At 55.2% G+C, this 21237-nt stretch carries 24 protein-coding genes and 1 pseudogene; 24 read left to right on the top strand and 1 reads right to left on the bottom strand.

The window, feature by feature from the left end:
• Positions 1–10: 10 nt before the first annotated feature.
• The 24 genes and pseudogenes from NE609_RS10045 to NE609_RS09935 all read left to right on the top strand — a co-directional run bounded on the left by NE609_RS10045 (position 11) and on the right by NE609_RS09935 (position 20614).
• A complete protein-coding gene (locus NE609_RS10045; RefSeq protein ID WP_123158305.1) occupies positions 11–802 on the top strand; it encodes a site-specific DNA-methyltransferase in 792 nt (263 codons plus the stop codon).
• The gene (locus tag NE609_RS10040; protein ID WP_044940810.1) at positions 799–1383 is read left to right on the top strand and encodes an MT-A70 family methyltransferase; all 585 of its coding nucleotides are present in this window, start codon (positions 799–801) and stop codon (positions 1381–1383) included. Before NE609_RS10045 ends, NE609_RS10040 begins: the two co-directional genes overlap by 4 nt.
• A pseudogene (locus tag NE609_RS17820) lies at positions 1347–1799 on the top strand (DNA cytosine methyltransferase); the annotation flags it as partial. The gene NE609_RS10040 and the pseudogene NE609_RS17820, both read left to right, overlap by 37 nt.
• A 498-nt stretch (positions 1800–2297) precedes the next feature.
• Positions 2298–2441, top strand: coding sequence for a hypothetical protein (locus NE609_RS17815; RefSeq protein WP_370867159.1), 144 nt, complete (start codon positions 2298–2300; stop codon positions 2439–2441).
• Positions 2442–2503: 62 nt separating this feature from the next.
• The gene (locus NE609_RS10030; protein ID WP_123158308.1) at positions 2504–2899 is read left to right on the top strand and encodes a PrgI family protein; all 396 of its coding nucleotides are present in this window, start codon (positions 2504–2506) and stop codon (positions 2897–2899) included.
• Positions 2847–5216 carry a VirB4-like conjugal transfer ATPase, CD1110 family gene (locus tag NE609_RS10025; RefSeq protein ID WP_370867099.1) on the top strand — a complete coding sequence of 790 codons (2370 nt, stop codon included), beginning with the start codon at positions 2847–2849 and terminating at the stop codon, positions 5214–5216. Before NE609_RS10030 ends, NE609_RS10025 begins: the two co-directional genes overlap by 53 nt.
• Complete coding sequence (locus NE609_RS10020) at positions 5197–6927, top strand: C40 family peptidase (RefSeq protein WP_123158304.1); 1731 nt, start codon at positions 5197–5199, stop codon at positions 6925–6927. The genes NE609_RS10025 and NE609_RS10020 overlap by 20 nt, the downstream gene beginning before the upstream one ends.
• A 13-nt stretch (positions 6928–6940) precedes the next feature.
• Entirely contained in the window at positions 6941–7192 is a 252-nt protein-coding gene (locus NE609_RS10015) for a DUF4315 family protein (RefSeq protein WP_015563770.1), read from the top strand.
• A 2-nt stretch (positions 7193–7194) separates the two neighbouring features.
• Entirely contained in the window at positions 7195–7923 is a 729-nt protein-coding gene (locus NE609_RS10010; protein ID WP_044940794.1) for a DUF4366 domain-containing protein, read from the top strand.
• A gap of 174 nt (positions 7924–8097) precedes the next feature.
• The gene (locus tag NE609_RS10005) at positions 8098–8451 is read left to right on the top strand and encodes a cysteine-rich VLP domain-containing protein (protein WP_123158303.1); all 354 of its coding nucleotides are present in this window, start codon (positions 8098–8100) and stop codon (positions 8449–8451) included.
• Between the two features lie 190 nt (positions 8452–8641).
• Complete coding sequence (locus NE609_RS10000; protein ID WP_044940791.1) at positions 8642–9415, top strand: hypothetical protein; 774 nt, start codon at positions 8642–8644, stop codon at positions 9413–9415.
• Between the two features lie 11 nt (positions 9416–9426).
• A complete protein-coding gene (locus tag NE609_RS09995) occupies positions 9427–9582 on the top strand; it encodes a hypothetical protein (protein WP_015563773.1) in 156 nt (51 codons plus the stop codon).
• A complete protein-coding gene (mobC, locus tag NE609_RS09990) occupies positions 9579–9929 on the top strand; it encodes a plasmid mobilization relaxosome protein MobC (RefSeq protein WP_002578766.1) in 351 nt (116 codons plus the stop codon). The genes NE609_RS09995 and mobC overlap by 4 nt, the downstream gene beginning before the upstream one ends.
• A gap of 156 nt (positions 9930–10085) precedes the next feature.
• Positions 10086–10376, top strand: coding sequence for a CD1845 family protein (locus NE609_RS09985; protein ID WP_044940789.1), 291 nt, complete (start codon positions 10086–10088; stop codon positions 10374–10376).
• A 146-nt stretch (positions 10377–10522) separates the two neighbouring features.
• Positions 10523–11884, top strand: coding sequence for a relaxase/mobilization nuclease domain-containing protein (locus NE609_RS09980; RefSeq protein WP_044941585.1), 1362 nt, complete (start codon positions 10523–10525; stop codon positions 11882–11884).
• A 474-nt stretch (positions 11885–12358) separates the two neighbouring features.
• Positions 12359–14518, top strand: coding sequence for a DUF2185 domain-containing protein (locus NE609_RS09975; RefSeq protein WP_227128336.1), 2160 nt, complete (start codon positions 12359–12361; stop codon positions 14516–14518).
• Between the two features lie 35 nt (positions 14519–14553).
• Positions 14554–15300 carry a hypothetical protein gene (locus tag NE609_RS09970; RefSeq protein WP_044940788.1) on the top strand — a complete coding sequence of 249 codons (747 nt, stop codon included), beginning with the start codon at positions 14554–14556 and terminating at the stop codon, positions 15298–15300.
• Positions 15301–15487: 187 nt separating this feature from the next.
• Entirely contained in the window at positions 15488–15895 is a 408-nt protein-coding gene (locus NE609_RS09965; protein ID WP_044940785.1) for a DUF4259 domain-containing protein, read from the top strand.
• Positions 15896–15917: 22 nt separating this feature from the next.
• A complete protein-coding gene (locus tag NE609_RS09960) occupies positions 15918–16400 on the top strand; it encodes a hypothetical protein (RefSeq protein WP_044940782.1) in 483 nt (160 codons plus the stop codon).
• Positions 16401–17067: 667 nt separating this feature from the next.
• Positions 17068–17490 (top strand): sigma factor-like helix-turn-helix DNA-binding protein, encoded by a 423-nt coding sequence (locus tag NE609_RS09955; RefSeq protein WP_044940778.1) that lies wholly within the window; start codon positions 17068–17070, stop codon positions 17488–17490.
• A gap of 209 nt (positions 17491–17699) precedes the next feature.
• Positions 17700–17900 (top strand): hypothetical protein, encoded by a 201-nt coding sequence (locus NE609_RS09950; RefSeq protein ID WP_044940776.1) that lies wholly within the window; start codon positions 17700–17702, stop codon positions 17898–17900.
• Positions 17901–18003: 103 nt separating this feature from the next.
• Positions 18004–18180, top strand: a complete 177-nt coding sequence (locus NE609_RS09945; protein ID WP_165858884.1) for a hypothetical protein — start codon at positions 18004–18006, stop codon at positions 18178–18180.
• A gap of 84 nt (positions 18181–18264) precedes the next feature.
• Positions 18265–19746, top strand: coding sequence for a recombinase family protein (locus NE609_RS09940; protein WP_025483343.1), 1482 nt, complete (start codon positions 18265–18267; stop codon positions 19744–19746).
• Positions 19715–20614: a M14 family metallocarboxypeptidase gene (locus tag NE609_RS09935; protein ID WP_256152424.1), complete on the top strand. Its 900-nt coding sequence runs from the start codon at positions 19715–19717 to the stop codon at positions 20612–20614. Before NE609_RS09940 ends, NE609_RS09935 begins: the two co-directional genes overlap by 32 nt.
• Here NE609_RS09935 and NE609_RS09930 read toward each other — a convergent pair.
• Positions 20595–21230, bottom strand: coding sequence for a DapH/DapD/GlmU-related protein (locus tag NE609_RS09930; RefSeq protein ID WP_256152423.1), 636 nt, complete (start codon positions 21228–21230; stop codon positions 20595–20597). The genes NE609_RS09935 and NE609_RS09930 overlap by 20 nt on opposite strands.
• Positions 21231–21237 lie beyond the last annotated feature (7 nt).

The following is a 21237-nucleotide window of genomic DNA, read 5'->3' as shown; positions in this document are numbered from 1 at the left end:
AGGCGCTTCAATGGAAAAAACGACTTTCGATACCTCTGGACAAAGTGTCCAGAAGTCCCCGGAGGGCCTGTTCCTGCAAGACGGCATTGCGGGGCTGCGCTCTCTGCCCCGTCATTCGGTAGATATGCTCTTGACTGATCCGCCCTATGGCACCACACGGAACTTTTGGGATGTGCCGCTGCCCCTCCCGGAGCTGTGGGAGGCGGTGAAATGGGCCGTCAAGCCGGAGGGGGCGGTGTTGTTCTTCGCACAGTGCCCCTATGATAAGGTGCTGGGGGCGTCCAACCTCCCCATGCTCCGCTATGAATGGGTGTGGTACAAGAGCCGGTGCACAGGTTTCCTCAACGCGAGGCGGGCCCCGCTGAAAAAGACGGAGAATATTCTGGTGTTCTATCAGAAACTTCCGCTTTATAATCCGCAGTTTGAACAAGGCAAGCCCTACAAGAAAATCGCGGGCAACCGTGGGGACAGCACCAACTACGGAAAATTCCTCCGCTCCGGCAGCGGATCGGAGGACGGCCTGCGCTTTCCCGGAAATGTGCTGGCCTTTCCCACCGTCCAGCGTACTATCCACCCCACGCAAAAGCCAGTGGAGCTGTGCGAGTATTTCATCAAGACCTATACCCGGCCCGGCGAGGTGGTGGCGGACATCTGCGCTGGCTCCGGCACAACGGCGGTGGCCGCCCTCAACACAAGCCGCCGCTTTATTTGTTTTGAAACCGTCCCGACCTACTATGCCGCCGCCAGCGAGCGCATCCGTGCAGCGCGGGCGGCGGTGGAGGCTGGGGAGAAAGGAGTCTGACTATCGGACAGTATTCTATTATTTATGCCGATCCCCCCTGGCGCTACACAGCGAAAAAGGTACAGGGGGCGGCGGAAAACCATTATCCCACCATGAGCATATCGGAGCTATGCGCGTTGCCTGTGGCCGACCTTGCGGCCAAGGACAGCGCGCTTTTTTTGTGGGCCACATTCCCGCAGCTCCCGGAGGCCCTGCGGCTGATCCAGGCGTGGGGCTTCACTTATAAAAGCGTGGCTTTCGTCTGGCTCAAACAAAACCGCAAATCCCCCGGCTGGTTTTACGGCCTGGGCTTTTGGACGCGGGGCAACGCGGAGGTCTGCCTGCTGGCGACGCGGGGACACCCCAAACGGCAGGCGGCGAATGTCCATCAGTTTATCATTTCCCCTGTCCGGGAGCACAGCCGAAAGCCGGAGGAGGCCCGTGAAAAGATCGTGGCCCTTATGGGCGACTTGCCCAGGGTGGAGCTGTTCGCAAGACAGTCCCCGCCCGGCTGGGATGTGTGGGGAAATGAGGTGGAGCCCACGATCCCGGACTTCTGGACAAAGTGTCCAGAGGCGGCAGATCAAAAGGAGGACTTGTGAGCGGGCTCACTTTGGGGAGCCTGTTTGACGGGATCGGGGTTTTCCCCCTGGCGGCGTCGCGGTGCGGCATCCGTCCCCTGTGGGCAAGCGAGATCGAGGCTGCCCCTATCTCTATCACCCGGCGGCACTTCCCGGATATGGCCCACCTGGGGGACATCACCAAACTGGACGGCGGGGCCATCCCGCCCGTCCATGTGCTGACCTTTGGCTCCCCTTGTCAAAATCTTTCACAGATCGGCAGGCGTGAGGGGCTGGACGGCGCCAAGTCCGGCCTGTTTTTTCACGCCATCCGCATTATTCAAGAAATGAGAAAGGCCACCAATGATCTATATCCAGTTATCTCTGTTTGGGAAAACGTCATGGGAGCGTTTTCTTCAAATGACCGGATGGACTTTAGAGCCGTCCTATCCGCTTTCACAGACACCGAAATTTCAATGCCTGCTTCGGGAAGATGGGCAAACGCCGGAATGGTGCGAGGGGGATGCCCCGATCTCGCATGGCGGCTCATGGATGCCCAACACTGGGCAAGGCCCCGACTGGCCCGACGCCAGCGCGTCTTTCTTGTGGCAGACTTTGGAGGGCGGCGTGCTCCCGCAATATTGTTTAAGCCCCGCCCAATGCTCCCACTTCCTGCGCCTTGCACAGCGGGCGGGCTGCCCGCCCCCGGCGGAGATCGAGGCCCTGTTCTTGAAACAGGGGGGCGCGTACCCGTCACCAGACCCTTTCAAGGGTTCCGTATGCGGGGAGCCGCCAAGGAGGGGGAACAAACAGCGTTCCAAAACAGCTTCGGATTTCCAACTGACCCTTTTCCCACTCTGTTAGCCGGTACGGTGACACCGTTTGCTTTTTGGTACGAGGACGATCCGGCGGGCGGCTGTATTCGTTTCCCTACGGAATTGGAATGTGAGCGGCTCATGGGCTTGCCGGAGGGGTGGACGAAGTACGGGGCCGACGGCAGGGAGATCAGCGCGTCCCAGCGGTACAAGGCCCTGGGCAACGCCATCGCCCTGCCCTGCGCGGAGTATATCATGGCGGGGATCGCGGAGGCCCTGCGTTAAAACTGCCTGGACTTCTGGACAAAGTGTCCAGAGGTAGCCGGGCTGGAAAGGAAGTGAGCAAAATTCCCTATGTGAATGTTCCCAACGATCTGTCAAAGGTCAAGACCAAACTTGCCTTTAATCTGACGAAACGCCAGCTTGTGTGCTTCGGCGTCGCGGCGGCGGTGGGCGTCCCGTCCTACCTGCTGGCCCGCAGCTCCATCGGCAACACCGGGGCCATGTTCTTTATGATGGCGGTGGCGCTCCCGGCGTTTCTGCTGGCTATGTATGAGAAAGACGGGCTCCCGCTGGAAAAGGTGGTGCGAAACATCATCCGGGCCCGTTTCCTGCGGCCTGGGGTGAGGCCCTACCGAACAGAAAACATTTACGCCCCGTTCACCCATCGGGGCGCTGCGGGAAAGGAGGATGCGATTGCAGAAAGCAAAAAATCAAAAGCGCGGCCCCGGAAAGGCCGCTGACCGGAAAGCTGCGTTGTCTGCCCAGCAGACGATCCCTTATCTGGTGATGCACCCGGACGGGGTGTGCCAGCTCCCCGGCGGGCTCTATACAAAGACGGTGGAATATGAGGACATCAACTATTCCGTGGCAAGCACCGAGGATCAGACAGCGATTTTCGGCGGCTGGAGTTCGTTCCTCAATTACTTTGACACCTCTTTGCCGTTCCAGCTCTCCTTTATCAACCGCCGCTCCCGTTCCCGGAGCAAATACCGGGTGAATATCCCCCAGGCGGAGGATAGCTTCAACAGCATCCGGGCTGAATTTACTGGGATGTTAAAAAACCAGATCGCTCGGTCAAACAACGGGATCGAGCGGTCAAAATATATCACCTTTGGGCTCCCCGCCGATGGGATCGGGGAGGCCCGGCCCCGGCTGGAGCGTGTGGAGGCCGATGTGACAGGCAACCTCAAACGGCTGGGAGTGCCCTCGGAGCCCCTGGACGGGCGGTCACGGCTGGCCCTGCTCCACAGCCAGATGCATCCCGGCAGCCGGGAGCCGTTCCGCTTCTCCTGGCAGGACATTCCCAAAACGGGGCTGGGCACCAAGGACTATATCGCCCCGGACAGCTTCGACTTTCGGCAGTCCCGCCTGTTCCGGGTGGGCCAGTATTGGGGGGCGGCTTCCTATTTGCAGATCATGGCTTCGGAGCTCTCCGACAAGCTCCTGGCGGAAATCCTGGAGCTGGACGCGGAGCTGACTGTGACCATGCACATCCAGACGGTAGATCAGTTGAAGGCCATTAAAACGGTAAAAGGCAAGCTGTCCGATATTGGAAAAATGAAGGTGGAGGAACAACGCAAGGCGGTGCGGGCCGGGTATGATCCCGACATCCTGCCCCCCGACCTCATTACCTTTTCCAAAGACGCGGCGGAGCTGCTGGCCGACCTACAATCCCGCAACGAGCGGATGTTCCTGCTGACCTTTACGGTGGTGAATATCGCCCCCACCCGCCAGCGGCTGGAAAATGATATTTTCACTGTGGGCGGCATCGCACAGAAATACAACTGTGCCTTGAAGCGGCTGGACTGGCAACAGGAGCAGGGCTTTGTGTCCTCCCTGGCCCTGGGCTATAACGAGGTGGAAGTCCAGCGGGGCATGACCACCAGCTCCACGGCGATTTTCATTCCCTTTATGACGCGGGAGCTGCGGATGGCGGGGCCGTCCCTCTATTACGGGATGAACGCCCTTTCCCACAATGTCATCATGGCTGACCGCAAAAAGCTGAAATCGGCCAACGGCCTGTACCTGGGCTCTACCGGATCGGGAAAATCCTTTGCGGCAAAAAGAGAGCTCCTAAACGTGTTCCTCACCATCCCCCAGGACAGAATTTTGATTGTGGACCCAATGGGCGAGTATGCCCCCCTGGTGCGGCGGCTGGGCGGGCAGGTCATTGAGATCGCCCCCGGTTCTCCCAGCCATATCAACCCTATGGACATCCGGCTGGATATAGACGAGGACGAGAGCCCGCTTTCCATGAAAGCGGATTTTTTGTTGTCCCTGTGCGAGCTGGTGGTGGGCGGCAAGGATGGTTTACAGCCTATCGAAAAGACGGTGATCGACCGCTGTGTGCGGCTCATCTACCGGGATATGGCCCTGGGGATCGGGGCCGGCAAGCCGCCCTTGCTCCAGGACTTGTATGAGGAGCTTCTGAAACAGCCAGAGCCGGAGGCCCGGCGGGTGGCAACCGCCCTGGAGCTCTACTGCACCGGCTCCCTCAACCTGTTCAACCACCCTACCAATGTGGACTTGACCGCCCGTGTGGTGTGCATCGTCCTCAAAGGGCTGGGGGAAAACCTGCGGAAGATCGCCATGCACATCACCAACGATTTTGTCACTTCGGCGGTCAACGTGAATTTCCACAACGGCATTTCGACCTGGTGCTACTTTGACGAGTTTCACATTTTGCTCCGGGACGCCCTCACCGCCAGCTACTTTGTGGCCGTGTGGAAGATGCTCCGCAAAAAGGGCTGCGTCCCCAGCGCACTTACGCAGAATGTGAAAGACCTGTTAGCCAGCCGGGAGATCGAGGCCATTTTGGACAACACCGACTTTATGATCCTGTTGGCCCAGGCCCAAAGTGACCGGGCGATCCTGGCAAAGCAGCTCGGCATTTCCGAGCACCAGCTTTCCTACATCACCCATAGCAATTCCGGCGAGGGCCTGCTGTTCTATGGGGATGTGACCATCCCCTTTGTTGACCGTTTCCCCAAGGGGGAGATCTATAACCTGCTCACCACCCGCCCGGAGGATTTGAAGAATGAAGCGAAAACCGAATAGGCCAAAACAAGAGCCAATGGAACGCCCCGGCTCCTGGGAGAGCACCGCCGATCCTGGCGGGGCCGCTGGGGGCGGCTCCCCAGGTGATGCTGGGGCTGCGGACAGCGGCACCTCTGGACAAAGTGTCCAGAAGTCAAAATTTCGGCAAAAGAGCCAGCAGGAACAGGCCGCCGCGTCCAAGCTCCGTATGGAAAAGCGCGGGGAAAAGCTGGAGGCAGCCAAAGATAAGCTGGCAAAGCAGAAGCCACCCAAAAAGCCCGGCCCGGTGAGGCGGATGGGCCGGGCCGCTGGCGGCACCGTTCACGGCTTCGTGCATGGCAAGCTCTTTGAGGTGGAACAGGAGAATGTGGGCACCGAGGGGGCCCACCGCTCCGAGCTGGCGGGTGAAACCGCCCTGCGGCATGGCTCCCGCTTCGTCAAGAAGAAAATCCGGGAACACCCTGCAAAGGCTGTCCAGCGGGCGGAGTCCAAATATATCAAGGCTGCGGCGGATCATCAGTTCCGCGTGGCCGCCCAGGAGCACCCGGAGCTGAAGCAAAGTGCCTGGAAACGGTTTTGGCAGAAACGGCAATACCGCAAGCAGGCGCGGCAGACTGCCAGAGCTGGGGCGGCAAAGGCAGCAAAACAGACTGCCGCCGCCACGGAAAGAGCCGGAGCCCAGGCGGTGGGCTTCATCAAGCGGCATCCCGTGGGGGTGCTCCTGGCCCTGGCCTGTGTGCTCCTGCTCTTTATCATGCAGTCCTGTTCGTCCTCCCTGGTGATGCTGGGCAACTCCGGCGCGGGGGCCGTGGGCGCTACCACCTATCCATCAAAGGATGAGGACATCCTGGGGGCTGAGGCCGCCTATGTAGATATGGAGGCGGAGCTGCAAAACTACCTGGACACCTACGAAAGCACCCACGACTATGACGAATACCATTTTGACCTGGACGGGATCGAACACGATCCCTATGTGCTCATCTCCATTCTCTCTGTGCTCCACGAGGGGGAATGGACGCTTGCCCAGGTACAGGGCACCCTGGAAACGCTTTTTGGCCGCCAATACATTCTCACCGAGGATGTGGTGGTGGAGGTGCGCTACCGGACGGAAACCCGCACAGACAGCGAGGGCAACGATTATGAGGTGGAAGTCCCGTATAACTGGTATATCTGCTATGTGACGCTGGAAAACAAAAACCTTTCCCATCTCCCCCTGGAGCTTATGGGCGAGGAGGAGCTGGCCCGGTATGCCCTCTATATGTCCAGCCTGGGCAACCGGCCCGACCTGTTCCCGGAGTCCGGGTATGTGGACAAATACACGAAACCGCCCGCCGACTACGACGTGCCGGAGGAATATCTGGACGATGAAACCTTTGCGGCTATCTTGGGCGAGGCGGAAAAGTACCTGGGCTATCCCTATGTGTGGGGCGGCAGCTCTCCGGCCACTTCCTTTGACTGCTCCGGCTTCGTGTCCTGGGTGATCAATCACTCCGGCTGGGATGTGGGCCGCCTGGGGGCCCAGGGGCTTTACAACATCTGCACCCCCACCAGCGCGCCCCGCCCCGGCGATCTGGTCTTTTTTGAGGGCACCTATGATACAAGCGGCGTTTCCCACTGTGGTATCTATGTGGGGGACGGGATGATGATCCATGCGGGCGATCCCATCAGCTACGCGAATTTGAATACAAGCTACTGGCAGTCCCATTTCTACGCCTACGGGCGTTTACCATGATTGGAGGTATTCTATGGCGGCAAGCAAAAGCCAAAAAATCCAGGCCGAGATTGAAAAGGTCAAGGCCAAAATCAACGAGCAGCAGGCCCGGCTCAAGGAGCTGGAGAAAAACAAGCTGGAGGCCGAAAACAGCGAGATCGTGGACATCGTGCGGGGCCTGAGCATTTCCCTGGAGGAGCTGCCCCTGGTGCTTCAGCAGCTCCGGGAGGGCACTTCTGGACAAAGTGTCCAGAAGTCGGGGCCTGTGGAAAAGGAGGAAAATTGAATATGAAACGATGGAAGTCTTTGACGGCGGCGCTTTGCGCCGCTGTTCTTTTATGCGGCTTTAGCGTCCCGTCCTATGCCTATGCAGATGGCGGGGCGGGCTCTGATTACGGCGATCCCACAATGGAAACCCCAGCCCCGGCCCCGGAGCCTACCATTGAACCCGGCCAGGGCTTTTCGGAGGAGGGCGGCTTTGTGACCCGCGACCTGCTCTATGACGAAAACACCAACAAGCAGTTTATCACCGTCCATACCAGCGGCGGGGCTACATTTTATTTCGTCATTGACTACGACAAGCCCGTGGACGAGGAGGGCGAACAGTACGAAACCTATTTTCTGAATGTGGTGGACGAGGCCGACCTGCTGGCCGCAGCCGAGGCCGCTGGCGTGGAACAGGCGGTGTGCTCCTGCTCTGAAAAATGCGAGGTGGGGGCTGTCAATACAGAGTGCGCCGTCTGCTCTGTCAATATGGGAAAATGCGTGGGCGCAGCCCCGGAGCCTGTGGAAACCGAGGAACCTGCGGAGGAGCCGGAAACAGGCGGCAGCATGGGGACGCTCCTGCTCATCCTGGCGGTGGCCGGGATCGGCGGCGGGGCCGCGTTCTATTTCAAGGTGCTCCGGCCCAAACAGCAGCAGGCCGCCGAGCCAGAGGAGGACTACGGCGAGGAGGACTATGAGGACGACGGCCCGCCCTGGGACGAGGACGAAAACAGCGAGGAGGATGAGGAATGAACTTTACCAATAACCCTTATGAAAAAATGATGAAACAGAAGCCCCGGCCCCTGGCCCCCTCCATCCCCAAAGCGCCCAAAGGCTCCCGGTGTTCCGGGTGCCCCTACTGGCGGGGGATCGGCTGTGTGTCCTGCTACCGGGAGCTTTTGAAAACCCCTGCCGGGAGGTGATGGGGTGGCCCGTGAACTGACCCGCGAGGAAAAAAGCAAAATCCGCGCCCTGGTGGTGAAGTGGTGCGCCAACTATGACAAGGAATATGGATGCCTGCCCCTGGAGTGCGAATGTTATATGTTCGGCAAATGCTGGACGGGGGCCTATTGCCGTTATTTCCGGGAGGCTGTCCTGCCCCTTGATCCGGCGCTGGAGGCGGCGCTCTTGACCGAGGGCCCGCCCCCGGTTTTCAAGCCCTGCCCCATCTGCGGCGGGGCTGTCCCCGTGGATGGGCGCATGGCCTACTGCTCCGAGGCTTGCGCCCGGATCGCCCTGCGGCGGCAAAAGCGGGAGTATATGCGAAAAAAGCGGAGGTGATGTGTGGAAAATTAGGCCCCGGAAAACCCGCTGATTACAAGGCTTTCCGGGGCCGGTTTTGGGGTGGGCCGTATGTTTCTATGCCCCGCCCCCATTTCAGCAAAATGCTTTCCACATCCCCGCGCTGTCACTTCTGGACACTTTGTCCAGAGGTGGCGGCTTATCTCAACAAATTCAGGAGGTGCTGTATATGGAGCGAAATGCCGGATATGAAATCAAGCGGCTTTTACTTTACGATGATAACAAGGGCTTTGCCCTGGGGGAAAATCTGCGGGCCCCCGATCCCTATGTGACCTGGAAAGTCACCGAGGAGCAGGGCCGCCGTTCTTTTGACTGGGGGCATTATTTCACGACAGAACGGGCGGCGGTCAAAGATTTTCTGAAACGGGCGGGTGACTATGAAAAGGAAAACTCCGTTTTCCTGGCGTCGGAAGGCCCCCAGCCAGACAGCTTCAAATACTATTCCACCCAACGGCCCATTGACATCGGCACGTTCCCAAAAGGCGGCGGCAACGATCCCATCCGTTTCCAGAACTATGATAAACGGCTTCCGGTGGAGGGTGGCGCGTTCCTGGCCTGGGGCGAGCTGGAATACGGAAAACAGTTGACGGATGATGAACTGTTCTGCTATGAGCTGCGGCCCTCACGGGATAACCCCGATGTGTGGCGGCGTATGGATGCGCTGGCCCAGGTGGTGGGGCCGTGGGAGGATATGCGCCAGCTCCCGGAGGGGCGCAGGCTTACAGAATGGAGCGCCGAGGCGGACGCTTATGTGCCAACGGCAAAGGCTACCGTGGAAAAGCTGATGGAATGTACGGAAAACATCCGGGTGCGGCGGGCGCTTCTGACTGGCGACAGGCAGCCCTCAATCCGTGACCAGCTCAAGGCCGCCCAGCGGGAGGCCCTGGAGCACCAGGGGCCGGAGGCCCCAAAAAAGAAAGCACCCGACAGGGGCGAGCGTTAGGAGGTATGTGTATGGAAAAACAGAGGGAACAGGATCGGGCCGATCTGGAAATGAAACGGCTGTGCGGCGTGTTTGGCTCCCCCCAGCCCCCGGAGGAGGAAAAGCCGCTGGACAAGGTAAAGGAGCCGCCCCGCCCCTATCGGAGCCGGGAGCGCGAGGAACGGTGAGCCAGAAAAAGCGCCGCCGCCCTGTCCATCTTCATGTGATGGTGTCCGAGGAGGAACTGGCGCTGATCCGGGAGCGCATGGCCGAGGCGGGTGTCCGTAACCTGGGGGCCTATGTGCGGAAAATGGCCCTCAACGGCTATGTGCTCCATGTTGACCTTTCGCCCGTCCGGGAGCTGGTATCGCTCCAGCGGCGGTGCTCCAACAATCTAAACCAGGTAGCGATCCAGGCGAACACCTACGGCGGCATTTACCCGGAGGAGATCAAGGCCCTCCAGCGGGACTATGAAACCCTGTGGGAGCCGCTGTCCGACCTGCTCAAAAAGCTGTCGGCGGTGGTGGAGCTTTAACCCTTGCCGGGGAGCGCAACGCTCCCCGGCTGCCCCGGCTTCTGGACACTTTGTCCAGAGGTGGGGGCAGCCGGAGTCATCCTTGTTGGCCCCCTCTTACTGAGTTATAATATACATATAGAGGCAAATAGCAAACTTTTGTAGGAGGTATGAACCATGCGTATCATTTTGAAAATTATCGCGGCCTCCTTTGTTTTGGCGCTGATCCTCGCTGTGGCGGTGCTCTCGTTCCTCTCCTGCATCGCGGGCGCGTTCTGCTGGCTGGCGTGTACCGCCTTTGTCCTGCTGGCGGCCTGCGGTTTTTTCGCAGGGCTGCATACCGGGTGTATTGCCATGCTGGTGCTGGCGTTTTTGGTTTCCCCCTTTGGGCTCCCGGCCATCGGGGAGTGGCTGCTGGAGCGCCTGTATGGGGTGAAATATGCCTTGCAGGATTTTATGTTTAGCTGATGACCTCTGGACACTTTGTCCAGAAGTGCCGGGCGGCGGGTATGTTCCCGCCGCCCTCTTTTCGTCTATCTGGAGGAGGTGAGCTTACGGCCACAACACGCTTGATCACCCACCATATCAGCAAGGGGGAAACTGTTGCCCAATCGCTGAAAGACCGTTTCGACTACGGACAAAACCCGGAGAAAACCCAGGGCGGGGAGCTCATTTCCGCCTATGAGTGCGACCACCGCACAGCCGACGCCGAGTTCCTGCTGGCAAAGGCAAAGTACAAGGCCGTCACGGGCCGGGAGCAGCGGCGGGATGCGGATGTGCTGTGCTATCAGATCCGGCAGTCCTTCCGTCCTGGGGAGATCACCCCGGAGGAGGCAAACCGGGTGGGCTATGAAACGGCTATGCGCTGGACAAAGGGAAAGCACGCCTTTTTTGTTGCCACCCATACAGACCGCCAGCACATCCATAATCACATTTACTACAATTCCACCACCCTGGACTATACCGGGAAATTCCGGGATTTTTTCAGATCGGCGGCAGCCCTGCGGCGGCTCTCTGACCGGGTATGCCTGGAGCATGACCTGTCTGTGATCCAAAACCCGAAGCTCCACAGCAAGGGCCGCTTTCTCCACTACGGCCAATGGGTCGGGGAACGCCCGCCCTCGGCCCAGCAGCGAGTGCGGCTGGCTATCGTGGAGGCCCTGGGGAAACAGCCCGCCGACTTTGCGGCGTTCCTGCGGCTCATGGAGGAGTCCGGCTTTGCGGTGAAGCGTGGCCGGGGCGGAGTGATCTCATTCCTGGCCCCTGGGCAGGATAAGCCCACCCGCCTGCGCTCGTCCACCCTGGGCCCCGGCTTTGACCCGGAGGACATCCGGGCGGTGATCGCCGGGGAGCGCCCGATCCCGGAGCTGCCAAAGGAGGGCCCGCCCCCGCCCCGGCGCGTCGATCTCATCATCGACATTCAAAACCGTCTGGCCCAGGGCAAAGGCCCGGCCTACGAGCGGTGGGCCAAAGTCTACAACCTCAAACAGATGGCCGCCGCGCTCCTGTATCTCCGTGAGCATGGGCTGACCGACTATGCGGCGCTGGAGGCCACCACCGAGGCGGCGGTGGATCGCTTTCACTCCCTGGCCGGGGAGCTGCGGGACACCGAGGCCGCCCTCTCCCATACTTCCCAGCTCATGGGGGCTGTGGTAAAGTACGCAAAGACGAGGCCCGTGTTTGACGGCTACAAGGCGGCCCGGTATTCTAAAAAATATCTGGCCCAGCACGAGGCGGAGCTTTCTGACTATCGGGCGGCAAAGGCCGCCATGAGTGAGCTTTTGGACGGGGCAAAGCTCCCAAAGATGGACGCGCTGAAAAAGCGGCGGCGGGAGCTCTCTGAAAAGAAAAAGGCCCTCTATGCCGAGTACCGCAAGGCCCAGGCAGATATGCGGGAGGCCGTGGCGGTCAAGGGCAACATCGACTTCCTGCGCGGCTATCCAGACGGGCGGGAAGATAAGGCCCAGGAGCGGTAGCGCCGGGGCCGCAGACAATAAGGACTTCTGGACACTTTGTCCAGAGGTGCAGCGGGTTTGGGGAGCTCCCCAACAAGCATTTTTGCGGGGCCCCGGCCACGCAAAAATAGCAGGTGTGGGCACACCTGCCCTGCTTGCCGTTTCGTGCAAACCTGAAAAACAGGCGCTTTGGAGCGGATAGTGCAGGGGGCGAACATTCCAAAAAGAATATTGCCATACTTCAAATGTTCTGCTATAATGTCTATAAATAACTTTTCAAAAAGGGGTTGACAAGCAACATGACTTCTGCCATCCTAAAGCAAGCAAGCAAGCAAGCAAGCAAGCAAGCGGAGCGGTGCTATAACTATGTAGCATCGGGCTTTTGTCATGCCCCCAATAATATTGGTATATATAAGCGTTTCTATCAAGGCAGTTTTCTGCGCGGATAGAAACGCTTTTTTGTTTTGAAAACGTCAACTGGAGGAGGATTATGGTATGGACAATTTGCTGGAACAACTTGAACAGTGGAATAAAAACGATGAATTTTCCCGGTGTATTGAAGCCATTGAAGCTATCCCGGAAAAAGAGCGTGGATATAAATTGACCGTATTGCTTGGTCGGGCTTATAGCAATTTGGCAGTATTGGGAGATCACAAGGCGCATGGAGATGATGATGAAGTAGATAAGGAACTTATCCAACACTCCATTGACATTTTGGAAACTGTATGGAAACAGGGAGAAAATGACCCGTACTGGAACGCTCGCATGGGATATGCTCACCTCATGGCAGATGATACGGCGGCTGTTGCTCTTGAATATGGAAAGCGGTGGCTGGAATTAGAGCCGGACAATCCAGAAGCGCAGAAATTGGTGAGCGATTGTGAGGGGTATCTTTCGGAAGAACCAGTCGAAATGTATGGCGAGGCCGATTGGGATGCGGTAGAGAAACACATTGAAAAATATTTCGGTTATTATGATTACGTATTTCACGAAAGTGTTTCCACAGGTATTCATTTGGACATCTGCGTTATTCCACCGCGAAAAGATCATAACTATTATACCCTTGTTACATTTGGAATGGGCGCTCATAGAATGAACGTGCCAGAGGAACTAACAGAGAAAAAATTGGAACGGGCAGAGCTTTTAATCAATCTTCCCCCGGATTGGAAATTGTCGGAGGAGGATTGGCAAGAGGAAAAATGGTATTGGCCTATTGATGTTTTGAAATGGATTGCCCGCATACCTGTTAAAGATAGAAATACTTGGCTTGGCTGGGGACATACCATAAGTTCCGGTGAGCCATTTGCGGAAAGTACAAAATTGTGCGGGGCTATGTTATTAAATCCCGGTGTGTTTGGTGAACCCTCATACTTCTGCACTCTCCCCGACGGGGACGAAGTGAATTTTTATCAGCTTATCCCTCTCTACAAGGAAGAAATGGAGTTTAAGTTAGAAAATAGTGTAGATGAACTTATAGATAAATGCCCGGACGAAATCTTGGAGGTCATTAACCCCACGCGCCTTAATGCAATTACAGATGAAGATACGATTGGCTATGATTTAGCGGAAATGGATAATGCGGAAAGTCATCTAAAACGTATCCGGGATTTGCATTTGCCTGTTGATGAACTGGCCGCTTACAACTCTATGGCCGTTTATCTGCGTTGGGCTATGGAACGAGGGCAAATGAGCAACCCGTTTCTTACCCAGTACCGAAATGTGGTAGAAACAGTTAGGGCGGGGAATGGCCCCGACTTGCGTGTGTTTATCCGGGACAAGCTGGACGGAAAGTTGTCCACGCAATTTTTTGATCGGGTAGGCTCTGGCTTTGCTCAATGGTATGCCCAGGACAATCGCTCAAATCCTTATGTCTATCTCTGGGACTACCGCGACTGTGCTCTGGCTGTTTTGAAAGATCATACATGGAATAGCATTGAGGAGGAAGAAGCCGCATATTTGCTTTTGCCTTATACCGAGGAAAGCTACCAGGCGATAAGTGCAATTTTGGATAAGCGGTTAAAAGAATTTTTGGAAACAGAATTTGAAGATGATCCCGAACTGCGTGTTGCACGTGCCGCCGACGGAAAGCCGCCTATCATTCCCGATTGGGACGGTCCCCTATTCTGCTATGCAACTGACCGTATCGCTCAAAAGGGCTATAAAATCAAGGGGGCCAAACGAATAATGCCAGAACGTGAGGAATGGGGCTGGGAAAGCGGTTGGGGCTTCTTTTCCGATGATGATATGATGGACGACGAACTTGATGATGAAAAAGCTGGCTTTTACGATATTCGAGATATTTGCCGCATTGACCCGACCGTAGTGTCCCTGTTGTCCTTGCCTTATGGCACATATATGGAGAAAAACGAAACCGGGGAATGGGTTGAAATTGAAGATGATGAAACGGAGTTAATGACAATGCAGCTTGATAAAATTGAAGATGTTTTATCTGAAAATCTGGGAGAAGGGTATCGAATTGTTAGGGACAATGATGAACTATCTCCAATAATCGAATGGGTTGACTGGGTTAATCAATCGGAAAATGACGAGAATGAAGAAGCTATTCGGGTTGAAGTCCATTTTGAAGATGGCACGGAGGAAACCTTTGAAAAAGGAATTACGCTTCGTCAAATCTGGCATGAAGATGTACTATAAGAACACCCTATATGCAGGAAAAGGAGAAATTTTTAATGACAATAGATGAATGTAAAAAATATCTTCCCAATCGTTGGGCAGAGATTATTCAACAAGACCCATTACTAATGGAAATCTTTGAAGAACATGATTACGATTTGGAGGAAGAAGCTGTACCGCCTTTTCTGTTTCAGGAGTTGCGCGGTGGAAATATCGAACATCTGCGCCCTATTTTTGCTCTCTATGGGCAAACTGGATTAAATATGTTACAAGAACTTTTGGAAATTGATGAAATCAGCAAAGATACAGCAAAGGTTGAACTGCCAGACGAACAAACCAGCTATGCAGGGTATTTCTTTACTCGATTTTCAGAAGATAATAGACAGAACGCTGAAAATGCAGTACAAGCCTATATTAGAAATATAAATCGTATTTTCGTGGAGGAGTTCAAGGAAGCTGCTCCATTGGACGAGAACGCCAAAATAGAAATTTTATTCGGACAAGCTGCCCAGACTTTTAGAGAAGAAGCCTATCAGCAACAAATAAATGGAGAAAGTACAGAAATAGAAATTGATTTGATAGATTGGTGTAGCGATATGCTGTACAAGGAGGGCTATGAGGATATTGAGTTAATGACTGAGGCATTGTACCATATCAACTGCGATTATCTATTGTCCGATTATCTCCAGTGGCCTATGTATGATACGAAACGGGAAAATCCTTTTCGTCCTTATTTTGAACTTTGGAAGATGGGGTTGAATATTTATTTCCCAGAGCGTGGACGTGTGGTACTAATTGGATAAAAGAAATCATCTTGATATGCTCATTCAGCGATTAGAGCAAGAACAGGAAAAATAAAGAGGAACTTGCCGCTTCATCTTTGGCGCGGGGGATGCGTGTTGATCGTGTGTAGTATCGCTACGTTGCTTGTTTAGGTGCGGACTTCTGGACACTTTGTCCAGAAGTGGCCCGGTAGATAAAGGAGGATATATGGGCGCATGGAATTATGGTGTGTTTGATGATGATACTGCGTATGACGCTTTGATTGACCTTAAAGGATCATCAGACATAATTGCTGATATGGAACAATATTTTGATGAGGTTATACAGGCTGAATATATCGGCTATGATGAAGCGCATTACGCTTTAGTATCAGCGGCCGTTATTGACAGCGTAATAAACAGCTTTGTGTATAGGTGTGATGAGGAAGATTATTTTGAGTGGACAAGTTCACAAAAATGTTTTGACTTTTCTCCCCTCAAACAAAAAGCAGTAACGGCTATTGGTGCCATTCTTTCTGATAATTCTGAATTAAGAGAATTGTGGGAAGAAAACGAGGAATTGTATGAAGCATGGAAAGAGGATAAACTTTCAATGCAAAAACGACTGCAACAATAACAAAAAGGAAAGGTGAAAAATCATGGGATTGTTTGGAAACATTTTTAAGCCGCTGCAAGGAAAGCTGACCGCTAAACAAGAAGAAAATATGAAAAAGGTAGCGGAAGTATTTAAGGAAAAGACAGGGAAAGATTATCAGACCGCCGTTGTCTGGAAAATGACAACAAAGAAAAAACTAACGAAAACTGTTCATACATATTACAACTGGCTTATGGGCTATGGCATAGACGATAATAACATTCCTGAAATCGTACTTATTCCCGTAGATCCTAAATGGGATTGGATTGATGAACCTATTTATTGCAAAAAGACTAATTCCGAAATGACGCAGGACAAGAAAACAAGCCTGTTCATCTTAAAGAATGACCAGCTTGAAGATAGCAAAATAGATTTACAGCTTATTAGTTCCGTGGCGATGATGGAAAATTATCTCATGGACGTTAATTATATGTTTGACTATGAAAAGCTGAGTGAGTATTGCATGAAATATTGGATGGGCAAGTGATGGAGTTTATAGAAAAGTTTTTAAGTGAGTATTGGCAATATGTAACGCTTGTGATTGGTGCAGGTTTTGTGATATTCGGTTTTATCTGCAACAAAATAAAATTACCAAAATTCTTAACGAGAAATCCAGACGCAAAATATTCGCTCGGGTTGAGAATAGTGTATATATTACTTGGCATCGGCACCGTATTATATTCTCTTTTCTGTATTTTTTCTTGAGGTTAATAGTTGTTTGGGGGCCGCCAACGGAAACGGCATATAAAAAAACCGTTGGATTGGCGGCTGTGTTGTTATGCGCCTCAAATAGGGGCAGAAGTCAAACGGCGGTTTTGAAACTAATCATTTCAAGGCCGCCGCTTTTTTATACCCACGGCGGCAAAGGAGGTACGCCGTGTTTCTTTGCCTTGTCCATGCCCTTAATTTGTCAAAAAAAGCCCAGGCACCGGACAAGGATATTCTGATATTGGTTGCGAAAATTGTTCTAATATAAATAAATTCCTCGCTTTATGCGCTTGTGCGGCCTTGTGCTGTGCAAGCGCATTTTGCTTGCCTTACTTCTGGACAAAGTGTCCAGGGGTACGGGGCGGCTCCCCTGGGTGCCGTTCTCCGCCAGCCCTCCATTTTGTTTCCGATCAACCCACCCACCGAAACAAAATGGAGGACAAGTTATGACTACAATCAATCTGAAAGATTTTTATTATTGGTACATAGTGGACGAGCTGGTGGAGGTGCCCGATGAAGTGGCCGAGGCACTTATGGCCAGCCGGAGGGATGAAGCGTCCTATCAGCGGCGGCTTACCCGGAATAAGGCGTTTTATTCCCTGGACTGTGATGACGGGATCGAATATTCCGCGTGCCTGCATGAGCCCAGCCCCCAGGAGCTCCTGGATCGGAAAGAGCTGTTTTTCCGTCTGTGGAATGCCCTCAACTCCCTGCCGGAGATCCAGGGCCGCCGGGTGGACGCTCACTTGATCCTCGGCAAAAGCTACCGTCAGATCGCCCGCGAGGAGGGCGTGGACAAGAGCGCCGTCCGTTGTTCCGTGGAAAGCGGCATCAAACGGATGAAAAAATATTTGAGAGAAAATTTCTAATTACCATCTCCATTTGCTCCTTTTTTGTCCTGGGTATATGAGAGGAAGTTTTTCCCTCTCCGTAAAGGGGACGCGGGGGCCCCAGGCCACAGTGCCGGGCCGCCTCCCTCTTTGCGGGGGAGCGCCGCAGCCGAGGATGCTGTCTTATGACGGGGCAAGAAAATGAGCGCAGTGCTCCCCTATATCTTTATGAAAAAGGGGAACGCTCTATGAACTACGATCCAGAATTGGCGGCCCTGCTCTCCCAGCCGTGGAGCGAGGGGGCCTGCCGGGGCTATGTGATCTCTGCGATGGAGCGGTGCGGCTTCAAGCCCACCGACATTGAACAGGTCATGCTGGAGCTCCACGAGGTTTTTGACTACACTACCCCGGAGGAGGCTGCGGCTTACTACGAGCGGAGCCCCTATTGACTTCTGGACAAAGTGTCCAGAGGTCACACCATCAAGCGGCCAGCGCCCTATGCGGGTGCTGGCCGTTTCCTTTATCCATACCGTTTTAAGAGGGAGGTATTTTATGCAGGCACAGGTCAAATACGAAAGCGAGATCAAAACTGCCGTTCTTGGGGATCGGACGATCACCGTCAAGAATGTTACCCCCATATACTCGCCGCAGGAGCGGGACAAACGAAACCGCGAAATTGAACGGCGGCTGTTTGATGTGTTCGTAAAGTACGCCGGACAGAGGGGGTAGGCCGGAGTCATCCTTGTTGCATGGGGGCATTAGAGGTATAATATAGTTGTAGGTTGGCTCCCATTTATGGAAAGGGAGCTAATTATGGATAACAGAATTGACGCGATTTATGGGCGGCAGTCGATTGACAAAAAGGACAGTATCAGCATTGAAAGTCAGTTTGAATTTTGCCGTTACGAATTGAAAGGCGGTGAGGGCCGGGAGTACAAGGATAAAGGTTACTCCGGCAAGAATATTGAACGCCCGGACTTCCAGCGGCTTTTGCAGGACATCAAGCTGGGGCTCATCAAGCGGGTGATTGTCTACAAGCTGGATCGGATCAGCCGCTCCATTGTGGACTTTGCAAAGCTCATGGAGCTGTTCAAGCAGTACAATGTGGAGTTTGTGTCCTGTACGGAAAAATTTGATACCTCTACCCCGATGGGCAGGGCGATGCTCAATATCTGTATCGTGTTTGCCCAGCTGGAACGGGAAAGCATCCAAATGCGCGTGCAGGACGCTTTTTATTCCCGGTGTACCAAAGGCTACTATATGCGGGGCCGGACGCCATACGGTTTTGATACTGAGCCCATCGTCATGGACGGGATCAAGACAAAGAAGCTGGTGGAAAACGCGGAAATGGATTTTGCCGAGCTGATGTACCAGATGTATGCGGAGCCGAGCAGCTCCTACGGCGATATAACCCGGTACTTTGTCAAAAACTCCATTGATGTCTATGGAAAAGCCCTGCAACGGGCCTTTATCTCAAAACTGCTGAGAAATCCGGTCTATGTCCAGGCCGATATGGACATCTACGAATACTTCAAAGCCCAGGGCGTAAAAATCGAAAGCCCCCCGGAAATGTTCACGGGGGACAATAGCTGCTATCTCTACCAGGGCCGGGAGGGTGAAGAACAAATCCTTGTAATCGCTCCCCACCAGGGGCGCATCCCCTCCAGCCTTTGGCTGACCGTCCAGCGCAAGCTGTCACAAAACACCTCATTCCAGAATGGCCGCAAATGCCACAATACCTGGCTGGCCGGGAAAATCAAGTGCGGACGCTGCGGCTATGCTCTGGTGGGCTTGAGAGCCCAAAACGGCGTTACTTACCTGCGGTGCAAGCAGCGGGCCGATAACGGGAGCTGCGAGGGTGCCGGTACGCTGACGGCGCAAAGCATGGAGTCCTTTGTGTATGGCGAGATGGTGGAGAAAATGCGGAAGTATCACACGCTGAAAGGCGGCAAGGAACCGGGCTATAACCCCAAACTGACCGCCGCCCGTGTTGCCCTGGCAAAGACGGAAAGCGAGATTGAGAAACTTCTGGACACTTTGTCCGGGGCAAACCCGCTGCTCCTGCAATACGCAAACAATAGGATCGAGGAGCTGGACGCAGAACGGCAAAAGCAGTTAAAGCTGGTGGCCGATCTCACCGCTAATTCCGTTTCGGACACGCAAATTGACTGTATCACGAATTACCTCAACGATTGGGAGTCCGTGAGTTTTGACGATAAGCGCAAGGTGGTTGATATTCTCATATCCCACATTGATGCAACCAGTGAGAGCGTTACAATCCACTGGAAAATCTAAAGCCTGTTTCACTTGGCATTATGCCTTTGTAAAAAATAGTTTCCCCTTTTTAAAGACCTTTCCGATCGGGAAATCGGTCCTCGGGCGCAGCATCTACGCGCTGGGCATCGGGGACGTCTACCGGGGCACCCTGTTTGTCGGCGGCGTGCACGGGATGGAATGGCTGACCACCCTGCTGCTCTTCCGCTTTTGCGAGGATATCCTCAGCGCGATGACCACCGGCGAGCCGCTCGCCGACATCGATATGGCCCGCACGCTGGAAAACCGCTCGATCGCGATCATCCCCTGCCTCAACCCCGACGGGGTGGAGATCAGTCTGCACGGGGCCGAATCGGCGGGGCAGCTCTGCGCCTTCGTCGAAAAGGCGAGCGGCGGGGACGCCTCCCGCTGGCAGGCCAACGCGCGGGGCATCGACCTCAACCACAATTTCGACGCGGGCTTCCCCCAGCTCAAGGAGCTCGAGGAGCAGGCGGGGTTCACTTCCCCCGGGCCGACCCGTTACGGCGGGACCGCCCCCCACAGCGAGCCGGAGACCCGCTCCCTCGTAAATTTCTGCTGCGCGTTCGACCTGCGGCAGGCGTACGCCTTTCACTCCCAGGGGGAGGAGATCTACTACCGCTACGGGCCGCACACGCCGGTGCGCTCCCAGCTGATGGCACAGGTGCTGGCGTCCGCGTCCGGCTACAAGCTCGCCTCCCCCGAGGGGACCGCCTCCCACGGCGGATTCAAGGACTGGTTCATCGACTGCCTGCACCGGCCCGCCTTCACGATCGAAATCGGCCGCGGGAAAAACCCCCTGCCCGTCGAGGAGCTCGAACCGATCTATGCGCGCCTTTTGGAGATGATGCTCATTTCGATCCTGCTCTGAGCGGATCGTATTTTTCGCAGAATCCCTCGATTGTGCGGAAATCCGCGATCCGCTCGCGCAGCAGCTCGTGGGGCCAGTCCCACCAGCGGATGCGCCCGAGCGCGGCGGCCGTCTCCCCGTCGAACCGCCGCCGCAGGCGCCGCGCGGGGACCCCCGCGACAACGTCGTAGGGCGCCACGTCGTGGGTCACGACCGCGCCCGCGCCGACGACCGCCCCGTTGCCGATCGTCACGCCCCCCATGATGATCGCGTTGTGCCCGAGCCAGACGTCGTTTCCGATGACCACCCGTTTCTCCCGCCGCCATGAGATGACGCTGTCGTCGTCGGGGCCGAAGCCGTATTTCGTGCAGCGGTAGGTGAAGTGGTGCTGCGCCGGGCGCAGCGAGGAAGGATGGGGCGCGGGGTTCAGGCGCACCCCCGTCGCGATCGAGCAGAACTTCCCGATGTCCGAATAGATGATGTCGTTTTGGGCGAAGCAGTAGGAGTAGTCGCCCAGCCGGGTCTCTTCCAGCGCGCATCCGGGCCCGATCTCGGTGTAGGCGCCGAGGACGCAGTTTTTGACTGCGGAGGACGGGTGCACCGTCGGCCGCGCGGAAAGCGCGTGATCAAAATCCATAGGCTTC

This window comes from Anaerotruncus sp. DFI.9.16 (assembly GCF_024461615.1).
In the GTDB taxonomy this organism is placed as follows: Bacteria; Bacillota; Clostridia; order Oscillospirales; family Ruminococcaceae; genus Anaerotruncus; species Anaerotruncus massiliensis.
This window is presented reverse-complemented; position numbering and strand designations above follow the sequence as displayed.

Coding starts and splice junctions, on each gene's coding strand:
- NE609_RS10045 (WP_123158305.1), top strand. CDS start 11: ATGGAAAAAACGACTTTCGATACCTCTGGACAAAGTGTCCAGAAGTCC.
- NE609_RS09965 (WP_044940785.1), top strand. CDS start 15,488: ATGGGCGCATGGAATTATGGTGTGTTTGATGATGATACTGCGTATGAC.
- NE609_RS10025 (WP_370867099.1), top strand. CDS start 2,847: ATGCGATTGCAGAAAGCAAAAAATCAAAAGCGCGGCCCCGGAAAGGCC.
- NE609_RS09985 (WP_044940789.1), top strand. CDS start 10,086: ATGCGTATCATTTTGAAAATTATCGCGGCCTCCTTTGTTTTGGCGCTG.
- NE609_RS09950 (WP_044940776.1), top strand. CDS start 17,700: ATGAACTACGATCCAGAATTGGCGGCCCTGCTCTCCCAGCCGTGGAGC.
- NE609_RS09940 (WP_025483343.1), top strand. CDS start 18,265: ATGGATAACAGAATTGACGCGATTTATGGGCGGCAGTCGATTGACAAA.
- NE609_RS09970 (WP_044940788.1), top strand. CDS start 14,554: ATGACAATAGATGAATGTAAAAAATATCTTCCCAATCGTTGGGCAGAG.
- NE609_RS10015 (WP_015563770.1), top strand. CDS start 6,941: ATGGCGGCAAGCAAAAGCCAAAAAATCCAGGCCGAGATTGAAAAGGTC.
- NE609_RS09975 (WP_227128336.1), top strand. CDS start 12,359: ATGGACAATTTGCTGGAACAACTTGAACAGTGGAATAAAAACGATGAA.
- NE609_RS10020 (WP_123158304.1), top strand. CDS start 5,197: ATGAAGCGAAAACCGAATAGGCCAAAACAAGAGCCAATGGAACGCCCC.
- NE609_RS10010 (WP_044940794.1), top strand. CDS start 7,195: ATGAAACGATGGAAGTCTTTGACGGCGGCGCTTTGCGCCGCTGTTCTT.
- NE609_RS09955 (WP_044940778.1), top strand. CDS start 17,068: ATGACTACAATCAATCTGAAAGATTTTTATTATTGGTACATAGTGGAC.
- NE609_RS09995 (WP_015563773.1), top strand. CDS start 9,427: ATGGAAAAACAGAGGGAACAGGATCGGGCCGATCTGGAAATGAAACGG.
- NE609_RS10000 (WP_044940791.1), top strand. CDS start 8,642: ATGGAGCGAAATGCCGGATATGAAATCAAGCGGCTTTTACTTTACGAT.
- NE609_RS09960 (WP_044940782.1), top strand. CDS start 15,918: ATGGGATTGTTTGGAAACATTTTTAAGCCGCTGCAAGGAAAGCTGACC.
- NE609_RS09930 (WP_256152423.1), bottom strand. CDS start 21,230: ATGGATTTTGATCACGCGCTTTCCGCGCGGCCGACGGTGCACCCGTCC.
- NE609_RS17815 (WP_370867159.1), top strand. CDS start 2,298: ATGGGCTTGCCGGAGGGGTGGACGAAGTACGGGGCCGACGGCAGGGAG.
- NE609_RS09945 (WP_165858884.1), top strand. CDS start 18,004: ATGCAGGCACAGGTCAAATACGAAAGCGAGATCAAAACTGCCGTTCTT.